This window comes from Streptomyces sp. NRRL WC-3549 (assembly GCF_000721935.1).
GTDB lineage: Bacteria > Actinomycetota > Actinomycetes > Streptomycetales > Streptomycetaceae > Streptomyces.
The window spans coordinates 14,262-19,759 of record NZ_KL585429.1; the positions used below are offsets into that span (position 1 = coordinate 14,262).

4 protein-coding genes are annotated in these 5,498 nt (G+C 72.8%); 1 reads left to right on the plus strand and 3 read right to left on the minus strand.

The window, feature by feature from the left end:
• The 3 genes from IH13_RS0129645 to argH form a co-directional block, all read right to left on the minus strand.
• Positions 1 to 2,064, minus strand: a 2,064-nt coding sequence (locus IH13_RS0129645) for an excinuclease ABC subunit UvrA (protein WP_031089140.1), incomplete at its 3' end; no start/stop codon positions are given.
• Positions 2,065 to 2,232: 168 nt separating this feature from the next.
• Complete coding sequence (locus IH13_RS0129650; protein WP_031089141.1) at positions 2,233 to 3,204, minus strand: aldo/keto reductase; 972 nt, start codon at positions 3,202 to 3,204, stop codon at positions 2,233 to 2,235.
• A 62-nt stretch (positions 3,205 to 3,266) separates the two neighbouring features.
• Positions 3,267 to 4,700 (minus strand): argininosuccinate lyase, encoded by a 1,434-nt coding sequence (gene argH, locus IH13_RS0129655; RefSeq protein ID WP_031089142.1) that lies wholly within the window; start codon positions 4,698 to 4,700, stop codon positions 3,267 to 3,269.
• A 213-nt stretch (positions 4,701 to 4,913) separates the two neighbouring features.
• Between argH and IH13_RS0129660 the strand changes: the two genes are divergently transcribed.
• Positions 4,914 to 5,498: L,D-transpeptidase family protein (locus tag IH13_RS0129660; RefSeq protein ID WP_031089143.1), on the plus strand; the 585-nt coding region annotated here is incomplete at its 3' end.

A 5,498-nucleotide genomic window follows, 5' to 3' on the forward strand; every position in this document is an offset into this window, starting at 1 on the left:
AGACAGGGTGGTGAGCGGCTGGCCGAGGGTCAGGTAGCCGAGTCCCACGTCGGCGAGCCGGTCGAGGACCCGGTGCGCGGCCGGTGTCCGGGCCTCGCCGTCGCCGAAGAAGTCCCGCGCCTCGCTCACCGGCATGGCGAGCACCTCGCTGATGTCGCGGCCCCCGAGGTGGTACTCCAGCACCGAGGCCTGGAACCGTTTGCCCTCGCACTCCTCGCAGGTCGTGGCCACGCCCGCCATCATCGCCAGGTCGGTGTAGACGACACCGGCACCGTTGCAGGCCGGGCAGGCGCCCTCGGAGTTGGCGCTGAACAGCGCGGGCTTCACCCCGTTCGCCTTGGCGAACGCCTTGCGGACCGGGTCCAGGAGCCCGGTGTACGTGGCCGGGTTGCTCCGCCGCGACCCGCGGATGGGGCTCTGGTCGATCGACACCACCTCCTCACCGGCGGGCAGCGACCCGTGGACGAGGGAGCTCTTGCCGGAGCCCGCGACGCCCGTGACGACGGCGAGCACCCCGAGCGGGATGTCCACGTCGACGTCGCGCAGGTTGTTGGCGGTCGCGCCGCGGACCCGCAGGGCGCCCGTGGGCTCGCGTACCGTCTCCTTCACGGCGGCGCGGTCGTCGAGGTGGCGCCCGGTGAGGGTGTCCGCGGCCCGCAGCCCCTCCACGGTCCCCTCGAAACAGACCGTGCCTCCCCGGGTGCCGGCGCCGGGGCCGAGGTCCACGACGTGGTCGGCGATGGCGATCACCTCCGGCTTGTGCTCCACCACCAGCACCGTGTTGCCCTTGTCCCGCAGCCGCAGCAGCAGGTCGTTCATCCGCTGGACGTCGTGCGGGTGCAGGCCCGCGGTGGGCTCGTCGAAGACGTAGGTGACGTCGGTCAGCGAGGAGCCGAGGTGGCGGATCATCTTGACGCGCTGGGCCTCGCCGCCGGAGAGCGTGCCCGCGGGTCTCTCCAGCGAGAGGTAGCCGAGGCCGATCTCCACGAACGAGTCCAGGGTCTGCCGCAGGGTGGTGAGCAGCGGCGCCAGGGACGGCTCGTCGAGGCCGCGCACCCACACGGCCAGGTCGCTGATCTGCATCGCACACGCGTCGGCGATGCTGATCCCGGCGATCTTCGACGACCGGGCGCCCTCGCTGAGCCGGGTGCCGCCGCACTCGGGGCAGGCGGTGAAGGTGACCGCCCGCTCCACGAAGGCCCGGATGTGCGGTTGCAGCCCCTCCTTGTCCTTGGACAGCATCGACTTCTGGATCTTCGGGATCAGCCCCTCGTAGGTGAGGTTCACCCCCTCGACCTTCACCTTGGTCGGCTCGCGGTACAGGAAGTCCCGCATCTCCTGCTCGGAGAAGTCGCGGATCGGCTTGTCCGGGTCGAGGAGGCCGGACTCGGCGTAGACCCGGACGGTCCAGAAGCTGTCCGACTTCCATCCGGGGATGGTGAACGCGCCCTCGGAGAGCGACTTGGAGTCGTCGTACAGCTGGGTGAGGTCGATGTCGGAGACCGTGCCGCGGCCCTCGCAGCGCGTGCACATCCCGCCGGTGCGGCTGAAGGTCGCCTTCACCGCCTTCCTGTCGCCGCGCTCGACGGTGATCGCCCCGCTCGCCCGGACCGAGGCGGTGTTGAAGGAGTAGGCGCCGGGTGGGCCGATGTGCGGGTCGCCGAGCCGGCTGAAGAGGATGCGCAGCATCGCGTTGGCGTCCGTGGCGGTCCCGACGGTGGAGCGCGGGTCGGCGCCCATGCGCTGCTGGTCGACGATGATCGCCGTCGTCAGCCCTTCGAGTACGTCGGCCTCGGGGCGGGCCAGGTTCGGCATGAAGCCCTGGACGAAGGCGCTGTACGTCTCGTTGATCATCCGCTGCGACTCGGCGGCGATCGTGTCGAAGACCAGCGAGCTCTTGCCCGAGCCGGAGACCCCCGTGAACACCGTCAGGCGGCGCTTCGGGATCTCGATGCCGACGTCCTTGAGGTTGTTCTCCCGCGCCCCGAGCACCCGGATCAGGTCGTGGCTGTCGGCGGCGTGCGGCGCGGACGCCCGGGGGTCCGTCTTCGTGGCCCTGCTCATCGTGTCTCCATCCGTCGGGCGGGGCCGTCCTCGCGATCCCCCGCCGGGCGTCGCCGGCTCGGCCCGGCCTCGCCCCGTACCGCCGACGCTACTGAGCGGGGGGCCGGTCACGCTTCTTCTTTCCTGACCGGTCCCGCGCCGGCCGGCGGGAGGCCGAACGCAGCGCCGTCAGGTCCAGGGGAGCGAGGAGCGGTGACGCCAGTACGCCTCGGGTTCCTCCACGAGGGCGCCCAGCCGGTCCAGGCGTTCCGCGTCGAGGTCGAGGAGGGGGGCGTGGAGGTTGGCTGCGAGCTGGTTGACGGTCGCCGCTCCGGACAGGACGACGCCCGCCCACGGTTCGCGGAGCACCAGCGCCAGGGCCACGGCGTCGGCCTCCAGGCCCGCTTCGGCGGCGGTCTCCCGCAGGACGGCGGGCGCCTCGGTGCCGGTGAGCCGGCCGTTGGCCGCGGCCTCCTTGACGATGACGGTGAGGCCGGCGCCGTGGGCCTCGGCGAGCGCCTGTCCGGCCGAGGTCTCCAGGGCGTTGTAGGTGGCCTGGACGGTACGGAAGAGAGGCGCCCCGTCGACCGTCACGGCGAGGGCGGCGCGGACGGCGTCGGCCTGGGCGGGGCCGCTGGTGGAGAAACCGACGGTGACACCCTGCTCGGCGAGCCGGGCCAGCCGTTCGTGCAGGGCGGTGTCGGTCAGGGCCGGGCTGTCCGCCGTCACGGAGTGGATCTGGTAGAGGTCGAGGCGGTCGCCGAGCAGTGCGGCGGTCTCGGCGCGCTGGCGCTCGAAGGCGGCCAGGCTGTGGTCCTTCACCTCGTGGGGCCCGGCCTCGGTGTTCCGGTCACCGGTGTACGTGTAGCCCCACTTGCTGCCGACCACGAGGTCCTCCGCCTCCGGGTGGGCGGTCAGCCACTCGGCGAGGAACTCCTCCGCGCGTCCGTAGGAGCGGGCCGCGTCGACGTACCGGACGCCCTGCGCGTAGGCGGCGTCCAGCAGTTCGTGGACGCGCCCGCGCAGGGCGTCGGCACCGCGGCCCCCGGGGAGGTCGCGGTCACGGTGCGGGGTGATGTAACCGGGCCTGCCGACGGCGGCCAGGCCGAGCCCGATGCGGGCGGTCGGGGTGGTCGCTCGGTCCAGGCGGGCGAAAGGCATCGCGGGCTCCTCCGGTGGGGGTTCGGACCTTCCCGCCCAACGTAGCCCGCGATGCCCCCGGGTCAGCCGCGCGCGGTGGCCCAGGCGTGCTGTGTCACCAGGTCGGCCTTCACCTCGGCGAGCTGGACGGCGACCGCGGACGGGGCGGTGCCGCCGCGGCCGTCGCGGGAGGCCAGGGCGCCGGGCACGTCGAGCACCGTGCGGACCTCGGGGGTGAGGTGCTCGGAGATCTTCGCGAACTGCTCGTCCGTCAGCTCGTCCAGCTCGATGCCCTGCTGCTCGCAGACCTTCACGCACTCGCCGGCGACCTCGTGGGCGACCCGGAACGGCACCCCCTGCCGCACCAGCCACTCGGCGACGTCCGTGGCGAGCGAGAAGCCGGCCGGGGCGAGCTCCTGCATGCGCTCCCGGTTGACGGTGAGGGTGGCCATCATGCCGGTGAAGGCGGGCAGCAGGACCTCCAGCTGGTCGCAGGAGTCGAAGACCGGCTCCTTGTCCTCCTGGAGGTCCCGGTTGTACGCGAGCGGAAGGGCCTTCAGCGTCGCCATCAGCCCGGTCAGGTTGCCGATGAGGCGGCCGGACTTGCCGCGCGCCAGTTCGGCGATGTCAGGGTTCTTCTTCTGCGGCATGATCGAGGAGCCGGTGGAGAAGGCGTCGTGGAGCGTGACGAAGGAGAACTCCTTCGTGTTCCAGATGATGATCTCCTCGGCGATCCGGGAGAGGTTGACGCCGACCATGGCGGTGATGAACGCGAACTCGGCGACGAAGTCCCGGGAGGCGGTGCCGTCGATGGAGTTGGCGGCCGAACCGCGCTCGAAGCCGAGGTCGGCCGCGACCGCCTCCGGGTCCAGGCCGAGGGACGAACCGGCCAGCGCGCCGGAGCCGTACGGCGACACGGCGGTGCGCTCGTCCCACTGCCGCAGCCGCCCGGCGTCCCGGGACAGGGACTGCACGTGGGCCAGGACGTGGTGCGCGAAGAGGACCGGCTGGGCGTGCTGGAGGTGGGTCCGGCCCGGCATGGCCACGTCCGGGTGCGCCTCCGCGAGGCCGACCAGCGCGTCCTGGAGCTCGGCGAGCAGCCCGCCGATGATCCGGGCGTGGTCGCGCAGGTACATCCGGAAGAGCGTGGCGACCTGGTCGTTCCGGGATCGGCCGGCCCGCAGCTTGCCCCCGAGGTCCGGTCCCAGACGCTCCAGCAGACCGCGTTCGAGCGCCGTGTGGACGTCCTCGTCGGCGATGGTCCCGGTGAACGAGCCGTCCGCGACGGCGGCCTCGAGGGCGTCCAGTCCGGCGGTCATCCGGGTCAGCTCGTCGGCGGTGAGCAGGCCCGCCTTGTTCAGCACGCGCGCGTGCGCGCGGGATCCCGCGATGTCGTACGGCGCGAGCCGCCAGTCGAAGTGGACGGACGCGGACAGCTTGGCCAGCGCCTCGGCCGGACCGTCGGCGAAACGCCCGCCCCAGAGGCGTACGTCGCTGTTGCCGGTGCCGTTGCTCACTGCGTGCTCCTCGGGAATGCAAGGGGTGTGCGTCCGCCTCACGGCGCGATCACGTATGGCATAACTATGCAGTGGGCCGTATGCCTTGTCAAAGTCGCCGGTCAGGCGTTCCAGGGCCCGGTCGCCGAGACCCGCGTGCCGCACGACGACCGCTCGGCCGTACGGAGCAGGTGCGGTGGGGGTGGGTCCGCCCGTCCCCGTAGCGTCCGGTCCATGCGCAGATCCCTGGTCGCCGTGTCCGTCGTGCTCGCCCTGGCCGGGTCCGTCGCGGCCACGCCCGGGGAGCCGCCGCCCCTCCCCCGGCGGACGGCCGGCCCGGGCGGCGGCAGCCAGCTGATCACCGCCGTCGCCCCGGACACCGGCTCCCCCGCGCCGGCCCGCTTCGGTGCGGGCGGCCTCACCGAGGGCGCCACCCGGGTCCAGGGCACGGACACCACACCCACCGGGCTGTACGACCTGCCGTACGCCTTCGGGACCCGTGCCGCACCGGCCGGGACCCGCTACCCCTACCGCCGGGTGACCGGGGACTCGTGGTGGTGCCAGGACAACGGCTCGGCCGCGTACAACCGCTGGGTGGAGCCCCGGCCCGCCGACTGCCGGGCCGACGAGGCGGAACACCTGGCGTCGTACGCCACGCAGTACGCCCGCGCGCTCGTCATCGGCTTCAACTACCGGCGCCCGGTACGCGGCCGGGGCGCGGGGATCTTCCTCCATGTGAACGGGAAGGGCGCGACCGCCGGGTGCGTGTCGGTGCCGGCGGACGCGATGGACCGGATCCTGGCCTGGGCGGATCCGGCC

Excerpts from the sequence above, each read along its gene's own strand:
- IH13_RS0129650 (WP_031089141.1), bottom strand. The coding sequence starts at position 3,204 with ATGCCTTTCGCCCGCCTGGACCGAGCGACCACCCCGACCGCCCGCATC.